General features: G+C 64.0%; 16 protein-coding genes. 8 read left to right on the top strand and 8 right to left on the bottom strand.

Annotated elements, in window-relative coordinates; genetic code table 11:
• Positions 1 to 60 precede the first annotated feature (60 nt).
• Both G7044_RS02470 and G7044_RS02465 read right to left on the bottom strand, forming a co-directional pair.
• Positions 61 to 2,886, bottom strand: coding sequence for a trypsin-like peptidase domain-containing protein (locus tag G7044_RS02470; protein ID WP_166325438.1), 2,826 nt, complete (start codon positions 2,884 to 2,886; stop codon positions 61 to 63).
• 106 nt (positions 2,887 to 2,992) lie between these two features.
• Complete coding sequence (locus G7044_RS02465) at positions 2,993 to 3,403, bottom strand: hypothetical protein (protein ID WP_166325435.1); 411 nt, start codon at positions 3,401 to 3,403, stop codon at positions 2,993 to 2,995.
• Between the two features lie 33 nt (positions 3,404 to 3,436).
• Here G7044_RS02465 and G7044_RS02460 point away from each other — a divergent pair, with 33 nt between their 5' ends.
• Genes G7044_RS02460 through G7044_RS02445 form a run of 4 tightly spaced genes read left to right on the top strand, consistent with a single transcriptional unit; the run spans position 3,437 to position 13,981 of the window.
• On the top strand, positions 3,437 to 10,579 hold the full coding sequence (locus G7044_RS02460; RefSeq protein WP_166325432.1) for a cupredoxin domain-containing protein: 7,143 nt from the start codon (positions 3,437 to 3,439) through the stop codon (positions 10,577 to 10,579).
• Positions 10,561 to 12,363 (top strand): hypothetical protein, encoded by a 1,803-nt coding sequence (locus G7044_RS02455; protein WP_166325429.1) that lies wholly within the window; start codon positions 10,561 to 10,563, stop codon positions 12,361 to 12,363. Before G7044_RS02460 ends, G7044_RS02455 begins: the two co-directional genes overlap by 19 nt.
• Complete coding sequence (locus G7044_RS02450) at positions 12,360 to 12,974, top strand: SCO family protein (protein ID WP_166325426.1); 615 nt, start codon at positions 12,360 to 12,362, stop codon at positions 12,972 to 12,974. The genes G7044_RS02455 and G7044_RS02450 overlap by 4 nt, the downstream gene beginning before the upstream one ends.
• Positions 12,959 to 13,981, top strand: coding sequence for a cytochrome c (locus G7044_RS02445; RefSeq protein ID WP_166325423.1), 1,023 nt, complete (start codon positions 12,959 to 12,961; stop codon positions 13,979 to 13,981). The genes G7044_RS02450 and G7044_RS02445 overlap by 16 nt, the downstream gene beginning before the upstream one ends.
• Positions 13,982 to 14,032: 51 nt before the next feature.
• On the opposite strand, the gene G7044_RS02440 is transcribed toward G7044_RS02445, so the two are convergent.
• From G7044_RS02440 to G7044_RS02420, 5 genes are read right to left on the bottom strand one after another with little or no spacing between them, the layout of a single operon-like run.
• Positions 14,033 to 15,628, bottom strand: coding sequence for an FGGY-family carbohydrate kinase (locus G7044_RS02440; RefSeq protein WP_166325420.1), 1,596 nt, complete (start codon positions 15,626 to 15,628; stop codon positions 14,033 to 14,035).
• A 21-nt stretch (positions 15,629 to 15,649) separates the two neighbouring features.
• On the bottom strand, positions 15,650 to 16,378 hold the full coding sequence (locus tag G7044_RS02435) for an SDR family oxidoreductase (RefSeq protein WP_166325417.1): 729 nt from the start codon (positions 16,376 to 16,378) through the stop codon (positions 15,650 to 15,652).
• A gap of 18 nt (positions 16,379 to 16,396) precedes the next feature.
• Positions 16,397 to 17,641, bottom strand: a complete 1,245-nt coding sequence (locus G7044_RS02430; protein WP_166325414.1) for a sugar ABC transporter permease — start codon at positions 17,639 to 17,641, stop codon at positions 16,397 to 16,399.
• On the bottom strand, positions 17,638 to 18,435 hold the full coding sequence (locus tag G7044_RS02425) for an ATP-binding cassette domain-containing protein (RefSeq protein ID WP_166325411.1): 798 nt from the start codon (positions 18,433 to 18,435) through the stop codon (positions 17,638 to 17,640). The genes G7044_RS02430 and G7044_RS02425 overlap by 4 nt, the downstream gene beginning before the upstream one ends.
• Positions 18,436 to 18,492: 57 nt before the next feature.
• Positions 18,493 to 19,542, bottom strand: a complete 1,050-nt coding sequence (locus G7044_RS02420) for an ABC transporter substrate-binding protein (protein WP_166325408.1) — start codon at positions 19,540 to 19,542, stop codon at positions 18,493 to 18,495.
• Between the two features lie 257 nt (positions 19,543 to 19,799).
• Between G7044_RS02420 and G7044_RS02415 the strand changes: the two genes are divergently transcribed.
• Both G7044_RS02415 and G7044_RS02410 read left to right on the top strand, forming a co-directional pair.
• Positions 19,800 to 20,813, top strand: a complete 1,014-nt coding sequence (locus G7044_RS02415; protein WP_166325405.1) for a LacI family DNA-binding transcriptional regulator — start codon at positions 19,800 to 19,802, stop codon at positions 20,811 to 20,813.
• A 169-nt stretch (positions 20,814 to 20,982) separates the two neighbouring features.
• A complete protein-coding gene (locus tag G7044_RS02410; RefSeq protein ID WP_166325402.1) occupies positions 20,983 to 21,471 on the top strand; it encodes an ureidoglycolate lyase in 489 nt (162 codons plus the stop codon).
• Between the two features lie 4 nt (positions 21,472 to 21,475).
• Here the strand turns inward: G7044_RS02410 and bhcR are convergent, their stop codons facing one another.
• A complete protein-coding gene (bhcR, locus tag G7044_RS02405; RefSeq protein WP_166325399.1) occupies positions 21,476 to 22,312 on the bottom strand; it encodes an HTH-type transcriptional regulator BhcR in 837 nt (278 codons plus the stop codon).
• A gap of 168 nt (positions 22,313 to 22,480) precedes the next feature.
• On the opposite strand from bhcR, the gene bhcA reads away from it, so the two are divergent.
• The gene (bhcA, locus tag G7044_RS02400) at positions 22,481 to 23,671 is read left to right on the top strand and encodes an L-aspartate--glyoxylate aminotransferase BhcA (protein ID WP_166325396.1); all 1,191 of its coding nucleotides are present in this window, start codon (positions 22,481 to 22,483) and stop codon (positions 23,669 to 23,671) included.
• Positions 23,671 to 24,636 carry a beta-hydroxyaspartate dehydratase BhcB gene (gene bhcB / locus G7044_RS02395; protein WP_166325393.1) on the top strand — a complete coding sequence of 322 codons (966 nt, stop codon included), beginning with the start codon at positions 23,671 to 23,673 and terminating at the stop codon, positions 24,634 to 24,636. Before bhcA ends, bhcB begins: the two co-directional genes overlap by 1 nt.
• Positions 24,637 to 24,640: the final 4 nt, after the last annotated feature.

Genomic DNA, 24,640 nt, shown 5'->3' with positions numbered 1-24,640 from the left:
TTTCGCGGCAAGATTGCCCACCATTGCGTTGTCCCTTACCGCGCCGAAGACACCCTGCCCCTACACTGTTCGAAAGCAGCTTTGCGCCGATGGCGCCCGGCCCTTTACCGCCTTTATCACCGCATTCAGCAGCACCGGATCGACACAACAGGCGGCAATCGTGCCGGGCAGTTCGGAAACCGCCGTGGCATCGACGCGCGGGCGGCTCTCTCCGCCTTGGACGGCCTGCACAAGGTCGTTCCAGTCGCCGGCATAGGCGGGGACGGCACCGATTTCCACGGCAGAGGGCAATTGCCATTCGTGAACGCGTGTCGGCCCAAGCTCTGCCTCTGTCGGACGGGCCCCGATACCGCCCACCAGCAGCAGCCTGTTCAGCGCGGGATTGCGCGCCGCCCGCGACAGACGGGCCTGGGTCAGCGCCGCGATGCTGCCAGCGCCGAATGACAGGGCTGACACCTGCAGATCCTTCGCGGTCTCCAGGCACAGCGCCGCGCGTGCCTGCCAAAGCGGCCCGCCAGGGGCAGAGGCCTGCGCCACGCCGTCGCCGTAATCCCGCACCAACCGGCCACACAGACGTCCCGCGCGCCGCTCCAGATAGCCGCTGGCCTCGGAAAGCGAGGCCCCAAAGCGGTCCTGCACGATTCCGGCCTCGTACAGCATCCGGGAACTGATCGTCGCCACCTCGTCCACGCCATATGCGATATGCAGGGGAAAGATGCCGTTCTGAAGAAATGTCTCGGTCTGGAAGGCGGCAATGCGCGTGATCGCGTCCGCGCCAAGGAAAGGATCGTGATAGATCAGCAGGATGTGGCGAATATCGCCCAGCTCTTTGGCCCGCAACAGCTCTGCTGCCTCGCGCAGTGGCGCCAACCCAAGGCCAAGCCGGCCGCGCACCACCACCTCGTCGCGTTCAACATGCACGATATGGCCCAGCAGCGCGAAACGATGCGGCCTTGGAAGGCGGCGCAAGGGTTTGGGCATGCTGAGATCTTCGCCCTGTGACAGGACCGGCTGCAGGCCAAAGGTCTTTGGCGTCGACGGTGCCAGCCGCAGCACCCATGCGTCGATCACATTCTGGGCCCAGTCGTCATAGGTCCAGCGCGCAAAGCCCGCGCGCTTGCCCCAATTGCCCCAGTTCTTGCCCCAGGAATTCTGGATGATGAACCCGGTTTCGTCATAGCCGACGGCAATGAAGGCATGGGCCGCGCGATCTGCCAGACTGCTCTGCCGCAGCTGGATCGTGCGGATGCGGTTTTCGCCCGAAGCAAACCAGCCATCGTGAATATAGGCAGAGATGATGATCCCACCGGCTTCCTGAATGGCGGCCTGAAAATCGACCAGATTGTGGCGCAGCCGGTAATAGGTGCCGGGCATCACCTTCTTGGCATCCTCGGCGATTGTCCGGTTCAGGCGCCAATCGGTTTGCGGCGCGAAATAGGGCGCTTCATCATCGCTGCAGACGCCACTGTACACGAACCCCTTGATCGCGGCGCGCAGGCTGGTGCCGCCCACCGCCTCATCAAGCCATTCGTCGTGATTGAGCGCCATCTCGTACAGCATCCGGGGGCTGACCAGCAAAGCCTTCTGATCGGCCAGACGACGCTGCAAATTGATCAGCGCAGCCAGTGCGAACCCGACACAGGCCGGATCGGCACCCTGATTGAGGATCTTCGCCCTGTCGAAGACCGTCATGTCCCGGTCACGGGGGATCTTATCGCGGGGCGCGCTAAGCGGCGGGGTATAGAAGTAATCACGGTTGTCCGGCCGGTCCGGAGCGACCGCGCGTAACAGATCCGCGGGCAGCTCCTTCGGGGCGTTGGTCACGAATATCGATTCGGATTCGTCCAGCTTATTCAGGTTGCTGGCTTTCCACAGACCCTTGAAATTTTCCTTGACCGCCATGCCCGCCGGCATCGGACCGCCTTGCATTTCGATCGCCAACAGCGGCTCGGCCATCATCGCCCGCATCAGGGGAACCGTCAGGTTGGCATAGCGGGCGGGCGTCGGAACGCCCGGGTTGTCATCATTGTAATAGCCGCCACCGCGAAAATGCAGACCGACAATATTGCCGCTTTGCAGGCAGAAGACGGGCGAGCCGGAACTGCCGGCAAGCGTCGATGCGTCATGGCACAAGCTTACTGCCGCCGCCGCTACGTCGCTGTCGACATTGATCCCCGACGTCTCGGTATCGACGAACAGGCCAGGCGACAGGCGCCTGGTCTTCAGATCGCCCTCGAATATCTGGGCAAAGCCGCTGTCATCAAGGGCCGGGTCAATCGTCCCTTGGGTCATTGGATAGCCAAAGACGGCCATTTCGGTGCTTGGCTTATCTTGCGCACCGGCCAATGGCGGCACTGCCAGCCCCGGCAACTCGGCGTCGAGTTCGCAAATCACCAGATCCCAGTACCAATGCGCCCAGATGACCGCCGTCACGCGCAGATCGCCGGGATTGTCTTCGGGGTTATCGGCAAGAGTGACCCGCGTTTCTCGCATCGGCGCAGCGTCGAAGGCTGTCCGCACGCGCCCGCGGGCAAAGCTGTTGCCGGGCTTCGTCATCGCACATAGCAGATGCCCGGCGGTGATGATGCGGGCATTGGCGCCGTTGCCGCCGGCGCTGGTGACCCAGCAGCTTCCAACCGGCAACCAGCTACCATCCTTTTGCATGACATCAATGCGGCCGATGGCCCCGGACCATTGCCGCACAATATCGACCGCCTTCTGTCGTGCGGCACAGCCAAGCCATGGCAATTTGGTATCCGCATCGACAACCGAGCCGTCCAGATCGACCAGATCGCCATCCAGCGTCAAGATGCCGGGGCGGATCCGGCGGATGACGCGGCCAACCCGGGACGGGTGTCTGGCATCGACCCCGCGGTCCTCTGCCACCAAAGGTCGCAGATGAATAGCTGAATCAATGTTAATCAACGAAATATAACCTCACTTTCGATGACTTCTTTGAACGAATCGAAAATTATGATACATTAATTGGCAACTATCTTATTAAAAAATCGATGCCTAAATCCGTTGAATCACTAACCAAGTGGTTGAGGGTGGAGTCATGCCCAGAGTCAGTTTCCTGTTTCCCGCAGTTGTCGCGGGCGTTTTCCTCGCGTTGGTTCCCTTGGGACTTTACGCGCAAGCCGCGAAACCGGCAGATCCCCCGACAATACGCAAGGAAATGGCCGATATCTGCCGAGAGGCAAAAGATACCGGCAGGGTAATCTGTGCCGATATAGGGGCGCTGGATCAGACATTGGTTTATAACCGTTTTGGATCGTTCAATCCATTCGGCATGATTTTCGCGCTTGATCGCGACCTGTCGCCCATAAACCAAAAAACCGCTGACGCATTGCCGCTGACGGCATCCGATTGCACCACTCAGACCGGCGCGGAACATGGCCATCCGGGGCAAACCTTATCGCCCGGTCAGGTCAGGTTGCGCGATTGTAAGCGGCCGCGGCCGCTGGTTCTGCGCGCTAATGTCGATGATACGCTGATCATTCGTGTCACGAATTGGCTGGCGCAGCCGGAATCGCCCGATTTTTCACGCGATTTCTGCCCGCCGCAATCGACGCAGGACAGCAATGCCGAAGCCGTCAGGCCGGATCTGTCCGTGGGTTCCGCAAGCCTTGAACGCCATGGCGAGGTTCTTTGCACCACTGACGGCTCCCCCGGCAACGCAAGCGCGGCAAGCACGCTGACCGATGCCCCCAACTGGCCCAATACGCGCGGTGTCAACCTGCTGATCCAGGGGCTGACCCCGCTGCCGATTGATGGAGCGATCAACGATGCCTGCATCGGCGCCGGCTATGCCGCACCGGGCGCGGAGAACAGCTTTCTGTGCAAATACCGCCTGGAACGCGAGGGCACCTATTTCTTCGCCTCTCAGGCCGCGCCCGCCGGTGGCGAAGGCGAAGGCGGCTCTATCGTGCATGGGCTTTTTGGCGCACTGATGGTCGAACGCGAAGGCGCGCGCGCCTATCGCAGCCAGACCTCGGCCAAGACATTCGACGCCGTCTGGCCGCGCGCGGAAAACGGGCGCCGCCATGCCCGGACCCAGATCATCGACTATGAAAAAACCCAGTTCGAATATCTGCAGGATCAGGGCGATGATGCCCCCCAACCGGCCGATGCGAATGATCCGCTGCAACGCACCCCGCTGCTGAACATGGCCATGGTACTGGACCAGCCGGATGGTGGCGGGATGCCGGTACAGGATGAGTTTGCCGGCGCAAAGCGTCTGGAGATTGTCCATTCCGACCTGAACGCGATCATCTATTGCGATCCCGCGATCGAGGGCGACGATTGCCGGCAGGATCAGGCACCGGCGCCAGCAACAACCTCAGAGCCGATCTATAGCGCTTTCCGCGAGTTCTCGGTCTTCTTCCATGACGAATTGAAAACCTTCTACACCAAGAACTTCGAAGAACTCGGAAAACTTGGCCAGCTTGCCGGGGTCAAGGACGGCTTCGCGATCAATTACGGCGCCTCGGGGATGGGCTCGCTGCTATTGGCGAACCGCAAGGGGATGGGCCCGGCATCCGAATGCAAGGAATGCCTTTACGAGGAGTTTTTCCTGACCTCATGGGCCAATGGCGATCCGGCCTTGCTGGAATGGTATGCCGATGATCCGTCGAACGTCCACCATTCCTATCTGAACGATCCGGTGGTCTTCCGCAATTTCCACGCCGGACCGAAGGAAACCCATGTGTTCCACCTGCATGCGCATCAGTGGTTTGCCGGCAATGACCCCAGCCGAGGCTCTTATCTGGACAGTCAGACCGTCGCGCCACAGCAGGGCTTTACCTATAACATCTATCACGGCGGCATGAACAACCTGAACGGTGCGCCAAAGGGCTGGTGGGATACGCAAGGGTCGGGCAACCGGAACCGCACCATCGGGGATTCCATCTTTCACTGTCACCTTTACCCGCATTTCGCGCAGGGCATGTGGGCCTTGTGGCGCGTCCATGATGTGCTGGAAGACGGCACCCGCAAGATGCCCGACGGACAGGTCGATCCCGGGCTTTCGACCGAGTTTCCCGAAGCCGCAGATCGCGGCCACAGCCGGCCGGGCACGGTCGAGCGGCTGACCGGGCGCTGGATCGGGCCGACGAATGGCGCTGACCCGGATGAAAGCTATGGCACACCGATCCCGGCGCTGATCCCGCTGCCGGGCGAACCGCTGCCGCTGCTGCCGACCTATGCCAGCGAGGATGATGTGGACACCAGCGGGCCCGTCCCGCGGTTGGCCGACGAGGCGAAGACGCCTATGCCCGGCTTTCCCTTCTATATCGCCGGCCAGCCGGGCCACCGCCCGCCGCAGGCACCGCTGGATATAGCCCGTAAGCTGGCCCCGACCGATCCGAGTGACGAGGACGGCATCGTCGATCTGGATGCCGGTCAGACCATCCTGACCGAGGTCGACACCCGCAGCATCGCCGATGGCTGGCTGGATGGCGGGCTGGGGCGGCATGTCGTGACCGACGGATCGGATCGCGAGCTGGGCTTTTACCTGCCCGACGCGGTCGCCAACATGCTGGAGCCAGATGAATTCGATACGTTGGATCAGGCCGAGCGCGGCATGCTGACGTCGCAGGTGGTGGCCAAGGCTTTTGCGCTTGGCGATCTCAGCGGGCACCTGACGCGGGCGAATATCGAAACGCTGCCCAATGACGGCACCCGGCTGGAACGCGGGGCGATGGGGTTCCATTACAATGGACTGCTTTATCGGGCGGACGGACTGAATGACCAGCTGGCCCTGTCGAATGCGAACGGCACCGATCTGACTGTCCCGGCAAGCGGCGCCGGGTTCGGCGGGAATTATCCCACCTCGCACGCGGAATTGCCGAATGGAGATGATCCCCAAGACACCAGCCGCGGGATCTATGTGAACGGCTCACCCCCGAAACCCGGCGCGCCCTTCGCCGATCCCTGCGGCACCTCGCCCGCCGGACGCGAAAGCGCAAATGCAGGCATCGACCCGCTGTATCTGGCGGATCAGAACTTCTGGCGCGATCCGCTGCTGATCGGCTATCGGCGTTACGAGGTATCGGCGGTGCAGCTGGACATGGTGGTCAATCGCGCTGGCTGGCACGATCCGCAGGCCCGCATCAATGTCCGCACCTCGGAATCGGAACGCTTCAAGGATCGGGTTCTGACGACCGGGCCGAAACCCATTTCGCCCACGGTCAGCGATACCGAGGAACCCTTCTTCTTCCGGGCGCTGTCCGGCGAATGCATCGAATTCCGCCACACCAACGAATTGCCCAAGGAGCTGGAGCTTGACGATTTCCAGGTCAAGACCCCGACCGACACGATTGGCCAGCATATCCATCTGGTGAAATTCGACGTTACCTCTTCGGACGGGTCGGGCAATGGCTGGAACTACGAAGACGGCACCTTCGCCGCCGATGAGCTGTCGGCCCGCCGCTGCGCATCCACGGCGGGCACGGTCACCCAGGTCGAAGACGCGGCCGGCATCACCCAGATTGCCGGTGAATGTACCGGCAACAGCGTCAGCGAGGCCGCCAAGGAGATCTGGCGACGTCCGCTTGGCGAAAACCGTGACCGGTTCCAGACGACCGTGCAACGCTGGTTTGCCGATCCGATCCTGACCTTTAACGGCAACGATGCTGCGCCGACACTGCGCGACAGAACGATGCGCACTGTCTTTACGCATGACCATTTCGGCCCCTCCTCGATCCAGCAGCATGGCTTCTACTCGGCGCTGGTGATCGAGCCGGGGGTGAATGCGAGCGAGGTCGACTTTGCCGATCTGGCCGATCTTCCCGCCGGTCAGCCGAAGCCTGAACTGGACCGGATCTGCACCGAGGACGGGGCGAGTTGCGTGACTCCGCTGTCAGAGGATCGGCGCGAAGGCAGCGTCGCATGGGGCGGCGAGGTCTGGGACGGCACCAAACGCAAGGTCAGCCTGAAGGGCAAGAACCCCGCCCATCCGGATTATCGCGAATTTGCGATCTCGATTGCAGATTTCGCACTTCTCTACGACCCGCGCGACCGCACCAGCGAGGCGGAACTGCGCCGTACCTCGCGCCTTGGCCCGAATAACGCACTGGACCCCAGCGATCCGCCCTATGCCGAACAGTTCGGGATGGGTCAGATCTATTGCGAGGCGAAATGGCGCCAAAGCCCGCTGATCCTGAAACAGCTTTGCGGGGTGAATGTCGAACCGGATAACGCGGTTAGCCCGCGCAGCTGGTACATGGCCGGCGAAACCATCCCGCCGGCATGGATTGCGGGCGGGGCATATCGCGACGATGTCCACAAGGCCCGCTATGTCGGCGGCGACCTGTTCACCAATCCGGCCGCACCCGGTCGCGAGGTGCGCGACCTGTTCGCGCATATGGTTTCCTATCGCGCCCGCGCGGCTGGCCATCTGGTGCCGCCCGCGAATACCTCGATCGCGGCTTTGGCCAAGCCGGTTGCCCCGCCCGCGCGGCCGGAATCGATCTCGGTCGACCACCATGACCCCTATCTGGTCAGCTACCGCAACGCGCCGCTGCCGCTGCGCATCGGTAACAAGGAACAAACCAATCCCGACGGGCCGGGTCACAGCAATGATTGCCGGCTTTTGGGCATGGGCGTTCAGGGCGTGCATTTCACTGATGCCAAGGGCAATCCGCTGCTGAACCCGGATGGAAGCCATACAAACCCCGAAAGCCCGGTCGTCAGGGCACTGAAAGCCGCTGCCTTCGGCGAATGTTCGATCGACTGGCAGATGGCGGGCGAATATGGGGACATGGGCGGCGCGCTGATGTCAGGACTGCATGGCGATCCCGAAACCCCGGTGCTGGAAGCCTATCAGAACGAACGGCTGGTCATCCGCCTGATACAGGGCGCGCAAGAGGTGCAGCACACCTTCAACGTCGCCGGGCTGGCCTTCAAGCGCAATATCGACCAGACCTATCCCGCCGGCCGGCAATTGCTGGGCATGTCGGATGACCGCAACAACAACCCTTCACTGCGCGAGCGCTGCATGCGTGCCGGCATCGGCCTGCGGGGCCGACCGGACGACTATGTGCAATGGCGCGACGATGAGCCGGATCACGCCGGCCACGGCTCCGATTGGGAGGAATATGAGACCGCGCTGGCGGGTTGCGACAACCTGGAAGGGCTGACCTTCGCGCAGGAGATCGGCATTTCGGAACATTTCGAAATGACCGGGTCGCTGCGCGCGGACCTTCCGCACAGCGCGGAATGGGCGCAACCCGAAGCTGATGCGGCGACGACCAATTCTGATGAAGATATCAGCATCGCGCAGGATTCTTCGGATTACCTGTACAATTTCGGCTCGGTCGATGCGCTGTGGAACGGGGCATGGGGGTTGCTGCGTATCTATGGCAATCAGGACACGCCAGATCCGGCCACGCTGGCATCGCTAAACACCCGCAATACAAGCGCCGACCCCGCCAAGCTGTCACCGGCAGGCACGCAGATATTCGACCGCCTCGGCTCCATGCCGTTCGGTGCGGCGCGCGAAACATCCGTTGAGGGTGAGGAGCAGGTTCTGCCCATGGGGACGGGCGGGCTGTCCTGCCCCTATCTGCCTGAGGGCCAAACATCCGAAAATGGCCCGAAACAGCGAGTCATCGAAGCCGTTCTGGCCGCCGTGGAAACGGACGACATCTGGCCCATAGGTGACGGTCGCCCCGGCGGAACCGATTACGGGCGCGGGCGCTATGACCCGGACGGGCTGATGCTGGCGCTGCTGTCGCCCACAGTGCTTGTAGAAGATGGACTGGATGGCGGGAATTGGGACACGCTGACGCGTACCACGCTGAATAAAGCGATCAGTGATGCCTATCCGCACGGCCCGCGTCCGATGACTCTGCGTGTTCAGGCCGGCGATTGTGTGCGGCTGCGCTTTGTCAACGCGCTGAAGGACAGCAATGACGGGCTGCGTGATGAGCTGGGCGATGCCCGCTTGCCGCCGATCACACCGCTGAACACCGATCCGGTTCCCACAAAGCCGGAATCTGGCAAGCGCATCGGCGCGCTGGAACCCGCCAGCGGCCCCTTGGGCGGGCTGCGCCCCTCGGCACAGCTGGGGCTGAGCGTCGCCCTGCCGGGCATGGACATGAACCGCGACCTGCCGCTGGCCTATGGCTACGGCGCACCCGCCCTGCCCGCCGCTGAGGGTGATGCGGTCGGTGTCAGCAATCCGTTCATGTTCTATGCCGGGCGGATGCGCGTGAATCTGGGGGCGGGTGTCACGACCCCCAATCTGAACGAGCAGGATCTGCTGAACTTGCTGATTGCGGATATCGTAAAGTCGATCGCCGATGAACTCGCGGCCGGTCCGCAGCCCTGGCTGACCGATGGCACCAGCAACGTTCCCGCACCGGGCGAAACCGGGTTCCTGACGCATCAGGCGCTCGACCGCGACGATGGTCCGGGCGTGTTCAGCCTGCTGGGCGTGGAATATGGGATCGCGGTTCAGCCGCAGGACCTGACTGGCGCGCTTGCGCAAAGCCTGTCTGTCATGAACCCGCCCATCATCGACGCCTCGGCCGAAAGCATGGCCGGGCTGACCAGTTTGGCCTGCACGGGTCAGGCCAATTGCGCGTTTAATGCCGCTGCCGCGCATCAGCGCCTGATGGAAGTGGCGGGTCCGATCGCACGCGCGAAACTGAACGAGAAGGTGCACTGGATTCCCTATGCCTTCGGTGCGGTGCCGATCCGCTCGACCTCGGACGTGATCGGTCATGCGCCGCATGGGTTGTTCGGTGCCATCGACGTGGTGCCCAGCAGCTGGGGCGGCGGTGCAGACGACGTCCCGATCTCGGCCCCGCAAGCCGCCGAATGCGAGGAGCGCGGCCCCTACAACTATTGCCAGGTCACACATGCCGAAAATGCACCCGATGGCGCAGGCGATGGCAGCCCGGCACTGTATACGGCGGAACCGCTGGACGACGCACCGGAAGGGACAGAGGCCGAGCAGGTGCGCGAATTTGTCCTGTACTATCAGGATGGTCTGAACCTGTGGGACAACAACAGCAACATCACCTGGAAATGGGACACGAACGACGACGGGGTCGGCGACGGCAGCGAGGTCGAGGGCATCCGCGGCCTGCCGCTGAAAATGGTGCCCGAGTGTATCCATTGCGATGACAGCTATGACCTTGGCGACCTCGGCGTCAGCTATCGCTCTCCGGCTTTCGTGCAGGGCTTGTCATTTGGCGGCCAGTCCGTGGAAAACAGCGACGATCTGAACGCCCTGAAATTCCCGGCGCGTTTCTGGGTCGATCATCCCAATGCGATCAGGCTGAAGGCCTGCGCGGGCGAACAGGTGGTCATTCGCGTCATCCATCCCGGCGGCCGCGCCCGTCAACGCGCCTTCGTGATGAACGGCGCCGATTATGACGACCTGTTCCCGGGCTTCGGCTTCCCGCGTTCGGCCTTGGTGGCGCCGGGCAAGACCATCTCGGCCTGGCTGTCGCCCCGGATCAAGGCGGGCACCTATCTGTGGCATGACGGCCCGACCACCACCCGCGCGGGCGGAACCTGGGGGCTGCTGGAAGTGGCAGCGAAGGATCAATGCGCCTATCCGTTCTGATCGCCGCATCGACCGTGGCGCTTGCCCCCGCCGCGCATGGCCAGCAATCGCGAGAGCTGCGCCCGGCGCTGCATGCCTCGGTCGCATTTACGGGTGCTGATGGTCAAAGCCTGGGCCGGATAGATCCGGGCGTCCCCTTCGACATCACCGTCACGGTGACAAACAGCCTTGGCCGCGATCCCCCGGCCGGGCTGACGCTTGCCGGCTGGCTGCGGCCGGTTTCGGACAGCAACCTGGACTGCACAGAGGCCGCGCGCAGCTTTCTGGCGACGGCGCGGCTGCCCACCGGCGCGATCAAGCTGAACGGGCCGGTGATCGGGGTTGCCAGCCGCGACGGCGCTTTCGTCATCGCCGACCCGGAACTGAACCTTGCCACGGCCAATCTGATGGGGGCGGCACGTTTCGACAGCCCACCGGCCAGTCTGGTGGCAGATATCGATAACCGCCGCTTCCTTGCGGCCTTCCCTGACCGGGGCGAGGTGCAGGCCATCGACGTACCCACCGCCGCCAGCAGGGCGGTCGTCGGGGAGCTTTCGCAGCCCGTCGCGGCGTTTCCGGGCCCCGGTGGCGCGGTCTGGGTGCTGGACCGGGCCGAGGGCAAGGGCGAGGGCGCAGTCCTGCATGTGCAGCCACCCCTGCCCCCTGAAACCATTGTTCAAGATGCGCTGACCCTGACCCCCGGCATCCGCGGCGACACGCTTGCGGTGGCCGGCACCTCCAGCAGCATCCTGCTGGATGCCGCCAGTGCCGAAGTTCTGCTGCGCATCGATCAGGGGGCCGTCGATGCGCTGCCGCTGGACGACGATACCGGCAGCTTCGCCCTTGCCCGACTGCGCGGACAAGAGGTGCTGATCCATTACCTCGATACGCCGGACCACCCGGTGCGCGTCGCCCTGCCCGATCCGGCAACGCGGATCGTGTCCAGCATCTACGGCCGGTGGATCCTGGCTTTTGACCCGACCAGCCTGCAGCCCGCCGCGCTGATCGACGTGGCCAGCGGTACCGCCGTTCAGCGCATCACCACCGGCGTTCCTGTGTCCGAGATCGCCTTTACCGACCGCGCGGCTTACCTGATGTTGGCCGATCAGTCGCGCGTCGGCGTACTGGACCTGACGACGGTGTCCCCCGACAAGCCATCACTGCTGCGCGACGTGATGCTGGGCCAGCCGCAAAGCCCGCTGCGTCAGGGTCCGGGAATGCTGGCGGCCCTTTGGCCGCAACCGGGCATGCTGGCGGTTCACGCGCAGAACTATACCGGCTTCCTGATCCACGATTCCAGCGTGATGGGAGATTCCCCGCCGATGAGCGCGCTGCGCCTGCGCGGCGGCGTCCCGGCCGTGGTGGCAACCTTTGATCGCAGCTTCCGCGAGGTCTCTCGCGGGCAGTTCCACACAACCGCCGTGCTGCCAGCACCCGGCCTGTACGAACTGGTCACCACGACCGGCATCGGTGCGCTATCCTTCTGCGCAGCCCTGCCCGAAACATCGGGCGAGGCACCGCCCGAAGAACAGCCCGGCAGGCTCAGCGCGCTGCGTGACGCGGCCGATCCGACACAGGTCTATCTGCGCTTTCAGACCGAAAGCGGCGCGCCCGCCCCCGCTGGCCACCTGACCGTGCTGGTCAGCGGTTTGCGCAGCCCGTGGCGCAAGCTGTCACAGCTGCAGCTGGATACGGACGGCCGCGCAATCCAGCCCGTCTCGGTGCCGGTCCACGACCTGACTGTCATCGCCGTCACCGCGTCCGACGGTCCGGGCTTTCACCCCTTTGTATTGGAGCCACCATGAAACATCCCCTGATCCCGATCGCCGCCCTTGCGTCCCTTGCCGCCTTTTCCGTCCACGCTCATGGCACCATGCAGCATGCGGACGGATCGCAGATGCAGATGCAGATGCAGATGCAAAGCAATACGCAGGAACAGTTGGCCCCGCCCGACATTCCGGTCACCGACGCCGCCGGCCGCACCGAGGGTTTTACGACCCGAATGCGCAACACCGGGCCGGTGATCGTCAGCTTCATGTACACGAATTGCGAAACCGTCTGCGACATCACCAACGGCATCCTTTACGGCGTCGATCAGGATCTGGCCGGACAGGACGACCGGATCACCCTGGTCAGCGTTGCCATCGACCCCGCGAATGACACCCCCGAGGCCTTGCGCAAGACCGCGGCGGAATTTTCCGCCTCTGATCGCTGGCTGTGGCTGACGGCGGGCATGCGGGGAACCTCGCCGCTGCTGGACAGTCTGGGCGTCGCTTTTGACAGCATCGAAACGCATGACCCGATGTTCCTTGTCGGCGATTTCTGTTCGGGCGCATTCACCCGCATCATCGGCATCCCGGAACCCAAGGCGCTGATCGCGATGGCGCGTGACGTGCCTGAATGCGTCTCGTCCTGATCTTGCTGCTGGCGGGAACGGCTGCGACGGCAGAAACGCCGGGCGAGGCGCTGTTTCTGCGCGGTGAAGGGGCGCAAGCGATCATCGGTGGCGGTGCGGTGCGACTGCCTGCCAGCCGCTTTGCCTGCGCGGGCTGTCACGGCGCGGATGGCGATGGCCGGGCGGAAGGCGGCACCGCGTTTCCGCCGATCCATTGGTCGGCGCTGACGCAGCGACCCACGCCCTATGACGCCGAGGCGGTGTTGCGCGTGCTGCGTGACGGGCGGGCACCGGATGGGCGGATGCTGAATGCCGCGATGCCGCGCTATGACGCCCAGCCCGAGGTGATGGATTCGCTTATCGCCTATCTTCAGGGGTTGGAGGCCGCGCGCGACGCGATCCTGCCTGATCGGATCCAAGTGCTGAGAAGCGGCAACGATGCGCTCGATCAGGGCTTTGCCGCCGCCGCCGAACGCTTCAATGCCAGCGGCGGCGCCTATGGTCGCCAGATGGTCCTGACAGAAACCGGGCCGGGCGTCCCCCTTTCCCGGCTGGCCGACGAAGCCGCGCCCGCGATCACCGAGGCCTGCCTGAATGCCAGCATGAACGCGCTGAAACAGGCCGGAGCATCGCAATTCGCGCTGCTGGGTGGATCGCCTGCCGACATCGCCTATCGCGCGGAAGCCACCGGCCTGACCCTTGCGAAGACAGCGCCGTCGATCCTGGCGCTTGAACCACCCGGCAACGTCGCGGCCGGACAGCATTTTTACGGCTGCATCGACATCCTTGGACCCGCGGCGGCGGATCTGGTGACCCAAGGCGCGCAGCTGACGATCGCCCTGCCCGACCGCGCGGCTTTCGACTGGGCGCGCGCGGGCGGTCATGACTGGCAGGCGATGCGTGGCTTTACGCTCGGCGGGCTACTGGGTCAGGCCGCGCGTGATGCCGGCCGTCGCACAACGCAGGATCGGCTGATCGAGGCCGCACGCAGCCTGCACGTCGCGGTCGAGACAGTCAGCTTGCCGTGACGATCAGGGACCTGATTGCGCGGCAAACGGCCGGCATGATTTCGGAACCTCTCATCCGGTTCTGGCCGCAGCTTGCAGCGCAGAAAACACCTCGAACCGGGCCTGATGGCGGGCGGCGGCAGGCTTGGACGGGTGGTATTCATCGGCCTTCGCGGTCATCGCATCCATCGCCTCGGGAAGGCCCGCATAGGCCCCGGCGGCGACCGCGCCAATCATGGCCGACCCGGCCAGCACCGGTTCTTCGGCCTGAACAGAAATGACGGGCTTACCCGTTGCATCTGCAAACAGCTGCCGGATCAGCGGCAGATTGCCAGCCCCGCCCGATATGACCACCCGGTCGACTGAAACGCCTTCGCGGTCCTGCGCCTCGATGATCTGGCGCAGGCCGTAACCAATGCCGCAGATGCCGGCGATATACAGCGCGATCAGGCTGGGCAGGTCGCGCTCCATCCCCAGCCCGGCGACGATGGCGCGGGCGTTCGGATCGGCGAATGGGGCGCGGTTGCCCAGAAACTCGGGCACCACATGCAGCTTGCCGGCCAGTTCCACCGCCGATGACAGATCTTCAATGGATGCGGCGGCCTGCGCCGCAAGCCAGACCGGCAGCGGCTGGCCGGCGGCGCGGGCGGCATCGGCAGCCTCTGCCGCGGCGGGGTGGAAGGACAGAAGCTGGTCAATTGCCGCGCCCGCTGCGGATTGGCCGCCCTCGTTCAGCCACATGCCCGGCATCATCGCCTGATAATACGGCCCCCAGACCCCCGGCACAAAAGCGGGTTCCGCCGTGGTGGTCATGGTACAGGACGAGGTGCCGAAGACATAGGCGAGGTTGTCCTGCGGCTGGCCTTCCACGCCCACAGTCCCGATGCCGCCTGCGTGGGCGTCGATCAGCCCCGCCGCAACCGGCGTGCCGGGCATCAGGCCCAGATCGGCCGCCGCCTGATCGGTCAGCCCGGCGCCAAGCGGCGTTCCGGGCGCCACCACCTGCTGGCCGATCCGCGCAAAATCCTGATCGGCCAGATCGCCCAGCCCGACCTTGCGGAAGTAATCCGGATCCCAGCGGCCTTCATGGGCCAGATAGGTCCATTTGCAGGTGACGGTGCAGGTCGAACGCGCCAGCTCTCCCGTCGCGCGCCAGCTGAGGAAATCCGCCAGATCAAGGAACTGCCATGCCGAGGCATATGTCTGCGGCAGGTTTTCCTTCAGCCACAGCAGTTTGGGCGTCTCCATCTCGGGCGAGATCACCCCGCCGACATAGCGCAGCACATCATGGCCGGTGGCGTTGATCCGCGCCGCCTGTTCCAGCGCCCGATGATCCATCCAGACGATGATGTTACGCGCATTATCGCCCGAAGGACTGACCGTCAGCGGCTGGCCCTGATCGTCCAGCACAACCAGCGAACAGGTCGCGTCAAAGCCGATGCCCGCCACGCGCGCCGGGTCTATTCCAGCCTTCTCGATGGCCTCACGCGTCGCGGCACAAACCGCCTGCCAGATATCATCGCTGGACTGTTCCACGAAATCGGGACCGTCGCGCCACATGGCGATGTCGCGCTTGGCCGCAGCCAGCATCTTGCCCTGCATATCGAACAGGCCGGCCCGCGCGCTGCCGGTGCCGACATCCACGCCAAGGAAAACGGCATCGCTCATGTTCTTCTCCTTAACCGGTGCTCACAGATCGACGCTGTTGGGCAGGATGACCAGATCGCGGATGACGACATTGCGCGGGCGCGACAGCATGAACAGCACCGCCGCGGCCACTTCGTCCGGCTGCATCAGGGAACCGTTCGCCAGCGCCTCCTCCATCTTCTCCTTGGGCCAGTCGTCCAGCAGGGCGGTGACCACAGGGCCGGGCAGCACCGCGCCCATGCGGATGCCGTGTTGGCTGACCTGCCGCCGGGTGGCGTGCAGAAAGGCCTGAACGGCGAATTTCGACGCGGTATAAATCGGCTCCCACACCACCGGCACGACGCCCGCGACGGAAGAGGTGAAGATCACATCGCCGGTTTTTCGTTCGATCATGCCGGGCAGGACGGCGCGGACGCAGCGGAAGGCGGCGTTGATGTTCAGATGCAGCATCCGGTCCCAGGCGTCCGGGTCGCCCTCTGCCGCCGGTCCGCCGATATAGGCGCCGGCATTGGCGTGCAGGATGTCCAGCGGCCCGGCAAGCGCCTCGATCCCGGCCGCCATGCCGTCAACCTGCGCGCCGTCCATCAGGTCGATAACCAGCGGCTTCGCATTCGGGCCAAGCTCGGCGCATAGCGCGTCCAGCTTGTCCCCGGCGCGGTCGATCAGCACCACCGTCGCGCCTTCGGCCAGCAGGGTCTTTGCGCATGCAAGCCCGATCCCCGAGGCCGCGCCGGTTACGGCCGCGACCTTGCCCTTCATCAGTTCCGTCATGTTTCTGTCCTTTGTCTATCAGCCGCGGCCATGGCTGGCGCGGGACTGGCGGGCCAGCGAGTCGACGATCACGGCAATCGCCAGCACAGCCCCGGTAATCATGTAGCGCAGCGAGGAGCTGAGGTTCAGCAGCGTCAGCCCGTTTGAAATCGCCTGAATGACCAGAATCCCCAGCAGCGCCGACCATGCGGACCCACGCCCGCCGAACAGAGAGGTCCCCCCGATCACCGCCGCCGCAATGGCGTTCAGGTTCACGTCACCGGTCCCCGCCTGCTGGCTGGACGTGGCCAGCCGGGCCGAGGCGAACACGCCCCCCAGTGCGGCCAGCGACGAACACAGCATAAAGGCCGTCATGCGGATCCGCCCGACATTGATGCCAGCACGGCGCGCGGCCTCGCGGTTGCCGCCGACGGCGAACATCGAGCGGCCCCATTTGGTGCGCGTCAGCATATAGTTCATCCCGACCACCAGCGCCACAAACACCCCGAACATATAGGGCACACCCCGACCGCGGTTGAGGTAAAAGACTGCGATCAGCAGCGCGACCGTCAGCAGCGCGGCCTTGGCCACCAGCACCGACAGGCCGGGGCTGGACAGGTTCGCCTCGGCCCGGCGGCGCATCGTGCCAAGCCCCAGCACCACCATCACCACGCCCGGCAGGATCGCCAGCAGATAGCTGAGCCAATGCGGCATGATCAGGATCTGCCCGAACTTCACCAGCGCCGAGTTATAGCTGAGGTTGATCGAACCCGTGGGCCCGAGGATGTAAAGCTGCATCCCCAGCAGCGCCAGCAGCCCCGACAGCGTCGACACGAAGCTGGGCATGCCGAACTTGTTCAACAGCATCGCATAGATCATGCCCATGACGGCCCCGGCCAGCAGCGCCGCCGCGATGGCGACCAGCACCGGAAAGCCCATATTCGCCCAGATGACGCCCACCAGCGCCGACGCGAGACCGCTCATCGAGCCGACGGAAAGGTCGATCTCGCCCAGGATCAGAACGCAAACGACCCCCAGCGAGATGCAGCCCACGGCAGCGGCGTCAAACAGTAGATTCACAAGGTTGTTCGGCGCCAGAAACACCGGGTTGAGCGAGGCGAAGACGACCGAGATCAGCACCAGCCCCACGGCGACGGGCAGCATGCCCAGATCGCCCGAACGGACCCGGTCGATAAAGGCGCGGATGGCGCCGGCGATGCCTTCGTCATGGCGGACACGGCTGTCGGACCGGTCAAGCGCGGTTTGCGGGTTCTGATCGCTCATGCCTGCGGCTCCATCTGTTCGTCCTTGCGCGCGCGGCGGCGCGATACTGCGTTTTCGGTCGCGCCGGTGATGGCGGCCACCAGTTCGGCATTCGAGGTTTCGGCGGTGAAGACGCCATTGTTGCGGCCAAGGCGCAGCACCACGATGCGGTCTGCGACGGCACGCACGTCCTCCATGTTATGCGAGATCAGGACGACGCCATGACCGCGGTCGCGCACCCGCTCGATCAGGTTCAGCACCTCGGCGGTCTGGGCCACGCCAAGCGCGGCGGTGGGTTCGTCCAGCATGATGATCTTGGGGTCCAGCAGCAGCGAACGCGCGATGGCGACGGTCTGGCGCTGCCCGCCCGAAAGCGAGGCGATGGGTTCGCGAACCGACGGGATGCGCGCGGCAAGTTCGCGCAGCAAGGTCCAGGCCCGGACCTCCATCTGCACCTCGTCAAGCGCCCAAGGGTTCAGTTCGTGGCCGAGGAACAGGTTGGCCACCACGTCGAGGTTCTCGCACAGGGCAAGATCCTGGAACACTGTGGCGATGCCCATTTCCAGCGCCTTGCCGGGACTGTCCAGATCGACCGGCTTGCCCATGAATTCGATGGCCCCGGCGGTCGGCTGATGCACGCCTGCCAGCACCTTGACCAGCGTGGACTTGCCCGCGCCGTTATCGCCGACAAGGGCCACGACTTCGCCCGCGTGAATATCCAGATCAATATCCGTCAGCGCGGAAACGGCACCGAACTGCTTGGACACGCCGCGTAATTTCAGGATCGGCTCGGCCGAAATATGGCTGCTGGCCATCTGATCTCCCCCATTTTCGATATGGGCGCGCGGGGATGCCGCGCGCCCGGGCTGGTGTTACTGGGTAATGCCCAGTTCCTTGCAGCCTTCTGCGTAATCGGCGGTGCAGATCTCCTCGGGGGTCTGAATACCCTTGTCGAAGATCTCTGCCTTGATGTTTTCGCGCGTCACCACGGCTGGCACGAACAGCTCCGAAGGCGTGTCGTACAGCGTGGTTTTCGCCTCGGGCGTCTCACCTTTCAGGAAGGTCACGGCGACCTCGGCGGCGGCGCGGGCCACGATCTCGGACGGTTTCGAGATGGTGTTGTACTGGTCCCCCGCGATGATCAGCTGCAATGCCGCGATGGTGGCGTCATTGCCGGTCACCGGCGGCACCGGATCAACGCCCGCGGCCTTCAGCGCGGCGATGGCACCGCCCGCCGTCCCGTCATTCGCGGCGACGATGCCCTTGATGTCACTGCCAAAACGGGTGATCTGGCCGGCGGTCCATTCCTGCGCGCGCGGCGGCGCCCAATCGGGCGTATCGAATTCGGACAGGGTCTTGTATTCCGACCCATCAAGCGAGGAATCGATGCCGTCGCGGATCAGACCGGCCGCCGCGTCGGTGGGCGAGCCGTTGATCTGCAGCACCCCTGCCCCGGCCTCGACGCCTTCGGCCATCAGGTGATCGACCAGCGATTGCGCGATGGCCGCACCGATGCCTTCATTGTCGAACGAGACATAGTAGTCTGCCGGCTTGTCCGGGATCGGCCGGTCATAGGCGATGACCTTGATGCCCTGACTTTGCGCCATCTGCACCAGCCCGGCGGCTGCCGCACTGTCCACCGGATCCAGCACGATGACCTTGGCCCCTTGGGCGATGACCGAGTTCACCTGCTGCTGTTGCAGCGACACATCGGCATTCGCGTTCTGGTAAATCACCGTGCAATCGGCGCACAGCTCTTTCATCGCGGCCTCGAAGCCCGGAAAGTCGTGTTCTTCGTAGCGGGTCGATGCCTGGTCGGGCATCAGAAAGGCGACCGTCGCCGCCTCTTGCGCCAGCGACGCACCCGCCGACAGCGCCATGATCGCGGCAGAGGCCGCAGCAATCGCATATTTCGTGGTCATTCGAATTTTCCTCCCCTTATGACCGATCAGCGGCGGGACGGTCGGGCGGTGGCCGGTCGATATGGTCGCGGCGCGCGGGCATGGCAAAGCCCCGGCGCAGCGCCTTGATCGGATCGATACCACCAGCCGCTCCTCCGACTGCTCAACCGATACAGCTTCCATGCTCAATCGGTTGAGCAACATTGTCCAGCTTATCTGATTCTGTCAAGATGCCGCGAAGCAGGCAGCATGTTGACGGATCGAATGGACGGGTGCGGATGACCAGAAAAGGCGGAGTTTCGTCAAAACGTCCGACGATTTACGACCTGGCCCGGATCGCCGGCGCCAGCCCCAGCGCGGTCAGCTCGATCCTGAACGGAAGCTGGGAAAAGCGCCGGATCAGCGCGGCCACCGCCAAACGGGTGATCCGGATCGCGCAGGAACAGGGCTATGCGGTGAACCGGCAGGCCAGCCTGCTGCGCCGCGACCGCTCGCACATCATCGGGATGATCGTGCCGAAATACGACAACCGATATTTCGGCGCCATCGCCGAGCAGTTCGAAACGATGGCCCGCGCCAAGGGTCTTTTCCCGGTCATCACCTGCACCCAGCGCGACCCCGAGCTTGAATTCGAGGCGGCGCGCGAATTGCTGTCCTATCAGGCCGAAACACTGGTCGTGACCGGGGCGACCGACCCGGATCGAATTTCCGAACTTTGCGCAGCTTCGGGCGTCCGCACGATCAACCTGGACCTGCCGGGCAGCAAGGCGCCGTCAATCCTATCAGACAATTTTGGCGGTGCGAAGGATCTGACCCGGCTGATCCTGAAACGCGCGACCGAAGCATTCGGCGCCGCCCCGCCCCTTTGGTTCGTCGGCGGCCGTCAACACGATCACAACAGCATGGAGCGCCTGCGCGGCTTTCGCGCCGCCTGCGATGAATCCGGCCAGCCGTTCGCGCCCCAGCGCGTGCTGATGCCCGGCTACTCGCCACAAAAGGCATTCGCCGCAATGGAAGGCGCAGAAATCCCGCAGCAAGCGGCGATTTTCGTCAATTCAACCATCGCACTGGAGGGCGTGGTCCGATGGCTGAACCAGCACCCCAGCCTGAAAGCGGTACGGTTCGGCTGCTTTGACTGGGACCCCTTCGCCGCGCTTCTTCCGCAGAATGTCGGCATGACCGAGCAGGACGTGACGGGAATGCTGGCCGAACTTTTCCGGGTCATCGACGCCGGCGGCCAGTCGTCGACAGCCGCGATCAAGCTGCCCTGCATCCTGCGACCTCTGCCCTAAGCCGAAGGCCTGTCGAAGCAGTTTCTTGGATATTTTGATAATATATCCCGTTCTTCCGATTTATCAGACAGACAGATCAGGAGGAGCGCAACATGAATAACCATCCCTGCCACATCACCCTTTGCGACAGCGGGCTGCGGACGGCCGGCCGGAACGAAGGGCAGCAAGCATGACCCAGACAATCAGCATTCAACCGCTGACCGCGGAAGCCTTTTCCGCCTTTGGCGACGTATTGGAAACCAGCGGTGAACCGGATCGCATGCTGAATCAGGGTATGTGCGGGCGTTACCACAATCGCGCCAGCCTTGATTTCGTGGATGGTCACGCGGGGATGAGCCTGTTCAACGCCGCACCCCGCAGCCTGCCGCTGAAGCTGGACATGGTCGAACGCCACCCCGAGGGCAGTCAGGCTTTTGTCCCGATGAGCCAGGAACCCTTTCTGGTCGTCGTCGCCCCGGATGAGGGCGGCAAGCCCGGACAGCCGCTGGCATTCCTGACCCAGCCGGGGCAGGCCGTAAACTATCACCGCGGGGTCTGGCATGGGGCGCTGGCACCGCTTAGCGCGCCCGGCCTGTTCATGGTCGTCGACCGCATCGGCACCGGCCCGAACCTTGAGGAACATTGGTTCGACCGCGAAATCGTCATCGTCGAAGGCTGACCGGTCAGCCCCCGGCCGGTCCGCCGACTGCCTGTGTCAAATGCCGGGCCGCCTCGATCACGGGGCGGCTCAGCCATTCGGTGCTTGCCTCGGTGATGCGGTTGGTGGGGCCCGAAACGGATATGCCGGCCACCGCCTCGCCGTTCATGTCGAAGACCGGCGCCGCGATGCAGCGCATGCCGACATTCTTTTCCTCGTCATCGACCGAATATCCCCGCGCGCGGATCTCGCCAAGCGCGGATCTGAGCCGCTGGGGATCGGTGATCGTCTTCGGGGTGAAGGACTGCATGCCCGAGCGCATAACCCGGTCCAGCCGCGCCCCGTCCATGAAGGCCAGAAGCGCCTTGCCGATGCCCGAACAATGCATCGGCGACAGCGTCCCCGGCGGAAAGAAAGCGCGGATGCTGGCATGGGTCTCGACCTGGCTGACGAACAGGACCGAGGCGTCGCGTTCTATGCCGAGGTTCGCGGTCTCGCCCGTCTCCTCCATCAGCTTGCGCAGGAAGGGGCGCGCACGGTCGACAAGGCTGGTTCGGCGCAGGAAGCGCGATCCGATGACGAAGGCGCGCGGGCCGATATGCCAAAGCTGTTCGGCCGGATCGAACTCCACCAGCTCGCGCAGGGCAAGCGTCGTCAGCACCCGGTAGACCGTCGCCGGCGACTGCCCCATTTCCTGCGAGATCGCGGTCAGGGTCTTGCCCTGCGTCTCGCTGAGATATTCGAAGACCTGCATCGCCCGGTCTAGCGATTTGATGGTGTTCTGATCGCTCTTGTCGTCCCAGCCGCGCGGCCGTCCGCGGGCCTTTCTGACCTCGGCGGGGTCATTATCTTGGGATTCCATGAGAACCTTTCCGTCATCAATGAAATTGCATTTCAAGATATGAAAAATACAACCATCTGACAACTCTAAATAATTTTGAGACCAGCGTCTTTCCGCGACGCGGCTCAAAAAAATTGGCTGATCCGGGCACTGGTCCTAACCTGCTGGGAAACGAGGAAGGAAACCGCCATGAGCTTTCAGAACCCAGTCTTCATTCCGGGCCCGACGAATATCCCGGAAAACCTGCGCAAGGCCTGCGACATGCCGACGATCGACCATCGTTCGCCGCTGTTCGGCCAGATCCTGCACCCCGCCCGCGAGGGCGTGAAGAAGGTGCTGAAAAGCGACAAGGCCGAGATCTTCATCTTCCCGTCGACCGGGACCGGCGGTTGGGAAACCGCGCTCAGCAACACGCTGTCGGCAGGTGACAAGGTTCTGGCGGCGCGCAACGGCATGTTCAGCCATCGCTGGATCGACATGTGCCAGCGCCACGGGCTGGAGGTTCAGGTCGTCGAAACGCCCTGGGGCGAAGGTCTGCCGGCGGATCGCTATGAAGACATCCTGACCGCCGACAAGAACCATGAGATCAAGGTCGTTCTGGCCACGCATAACGAAACCGCAACCGGCGTGAAGTCGGACATTGCCGCCGTCCGCCGCGCACTGGATGCGGCAGGCCACCCGGCGCTGCTGTTTGTCGATGGCGTCAGCTCGATCGCGTCGATGGATTTCCGTTTTGACGACTGGGGCGTCGATATCGCCGTCGCCGGTTCGCAGAAGGGCTTCATGCTGCCGCCCGGCCTTGCCATCCTTGGCTTCAGCCAGAAGGCGATGGAGGCCACGAAATCGGCCACCCTGCCCCGGACCTTCTTCGATGTCCGCGACATGGAAAAAAGCTATGCCAACAACGCCTATCCCTACACCCCGGCGGTTGGCCTGCTGAACGGGCTGAACACCGCCTGCGGGATGCTGCTGAACGAAGGGCTGGAGAACGTCTTTGCCCGTCACCACCGCATCGCCGAGGGCGTTCGTGCCGCGACCGAAGCCTGGGGGCTGAAGCTGTGTGCCGCCAATCCGTCGGTCTATTCCGACACGGTCAGCGCGGTCCGCACGCCGGAAGGCTTCAACGCGACCGATATCGTCACCCATGCCGCCAAGACCTACGGCGTCGCCTTCGGGGTGGGCTTGGGTGAAGTCGCGGGCAAGGTCTTCCGCATCGGCCATCTGGGCAGCCTGACCGACGTCATGATGCTGTCGGGTCTGGCCACGGCGGAAATGTGCATGGCCGATCTGGGGCTTGAGATCCGGCTGGGTTCGGGGGTTGCGGCAGCGCAGGAATATTACCGCGCAAATCCGGCGACGGCCCACAAGGCCGCCGCGTGATGAAGGACGCGGCGATGCAGATCCCCAGCTATCAGGACATGCTGGACGCGCATGACCGGATCAGGCCGCATATCCGCCTGACCCCGGTTCGCGTGTCGGACTACCTGAACGAGTTGACCGGCGCGCAGCTGTTCTTCAAATGCGAAAACTTTCAGGAACCGGGGGCCTTCAAGGTCCGCGGCGCCAGCAACGCGGTTTTCGGGCTGAGCGAGGAACAGGCGAAGCTGGGTGTTGCCACGCATTCGTCGGGCAACCACGCCTCCTGCCTGTCCTATGCCGCGATGCTGCGGGGCATTCCCTGCAATGTCGTGATGCCACGCACAGCACCGCAGGCGAAGAAGGACACCGTGCGCCGCTATGGCGGCAGGATCACCGAATGCGAGCCGTCGACCTCGTCGCGTGAGGAGACATTCGCGCGCGTGCAGGCCGAAACCGGGGGCGATTTCGTCCATCCCTATAACGATCCGCGCGTGATCGCGGGTCAGGGAACATGTTCCAAGGAACTGATCGAGCAGACGGGCGGGCTCGATATGGTCGTGGCGCCCATCGGCGGCGGCGGGATGATTTCGGGCACCTGCCTGACGCTGTCGACGCTGGCGCCCGAGACGCAGGTGATCGCGGCAGAACCCGAAACCGCCGACGATGCCTATCGCAGCTTCAAGGCCGGCCGGATCATCGCTGACGACGCGCCGAAATCGGTCGCCGACGGGCTGCTGGTGCCGCTGAAGGACCTGACATGGCATTTCGTTTCGAACCATGTCGCGCAGATCTATACGGCCTCCGAACAGGAGATCGTCGAGGCGATGAAGCTGATCTGGAAGCACCTGCGGGTGGTGGCAGAGCCGTCAAGCTCGGTCCCGCTGGCGACGATCCTGAAGAACCCCGACGCCTTCAGGGGCAAGCGCGTCGGTATCATCATCACGGGCGGCAATGTCGATCTGGACCGCCTGCCCTGGAATAACTGAGGAC

The sequence above is a fragment of the Paracoccus xiamenensis genome, from assembly GCF_011308835.1.
Taxonomy (GTDB): Bacteria; Pseudomonadota; Alphaproteobacteria; order Rhodobacterales; family Rhodobacteraceae; genus Paracoccus; species Paracoccus xiamenensis.
This window is presented reverse-complemented; position numbering and strand designations above follow the sequence as displayed.

Coding starts and splice junctions, on each gene's coding strand:
- G7044_RS02465 (WP_166325435.1), bottom strand. CDS start 3,403: ATGGCCATGTTCCGCGCCGGTCTGAGTGGTGCAATCGGATGCCGTCAG.
- G7044_RS02455 (WP_166325429.1), top strand. CDS start 10,561: ATGCGCCTATCCGTTCTGATCGCCGCATCGACCGTGGCGCTTGCCCCC.
- G7044_RS02450 (WP_166325426.1), top strand. CDS start 12,360: ATGAAACATCCCCTGATCCCGATCGCCGCCCTTGCGTCCCTTGCCGCC.
- G7044_RS02445 (WP_166325423.1), top strand. CDS start 12,959: ATGCGTCTCGTCCTGATCTTGCTGCTGGCGGGAACGGCTGCGACGGCA.
- G7044_RS02440 (WP_166325420.1), bottom strand. CDS start 15,628: ATGAGCGATGCCGTTTTCCTTGGCGTGGATGTCGGCACCGGCAGCGCG.
- G7044_RS02435 (WP_166325417.1), bottom strand. CDS start 16,378: ATGACGGAACTGATGAAGGGCAAGGTCGCGGCCGTAACCGGCGCGGCC.
- G7044_RS02430 (WP_166325414.1), bottom strand. CDS start 17,641: ATGAGCGATCAGAACCCGCAAACCGCGCTTGACCGGTCCGACAGCCGT.
- G7044_RS02425 (WP_166325411.1), bottom strand. CDS start 18,435: ATGGCCAGCAGCCATATTTCGGCCGAGCCGATCCTGAAATTACGCGGC.
- G7044_RS02420 (WP_166325408.1), bottom strand. CDS start 19,542: ATGACCACGAAATATGCGATTGCTGCGGCCTCTGCCGCGATCATGGCG.
- G7044_RS02415 (WP_166325405.1), top strand. CDS start 19,800: ATGACCAGAAAAGGCGGAGTTTCGTCAAAACGTCCGACGATTTACGAC.
- G7044_RS02410 (WP_166325402.1), top strand. CDS start 20,983: ATGACCCAGACAATCAGCATTCAACCGCTGACCGCGGAAGCCTTTTCC.
- bhcR (WP_166325399.1), bottom strand. CDS start 22,312: ATGGAATCCCAAGATAATGACCCCGCCGAGGTCAGAAAGGCCCGCGGA.
- bhcA (WP_166325396.1), top strand. CDS start 22,481: ATGAGCTTTCAGAACCCAGTCTTCATTCCGGGCCCGACGAATATCCCG.
- bhcB (WP_166325393.1), top strand. CDS start 23,671: ATGAAGGACGCGGCGATGCAGATCCCCAGCTATCAGGACATGCTGGAC.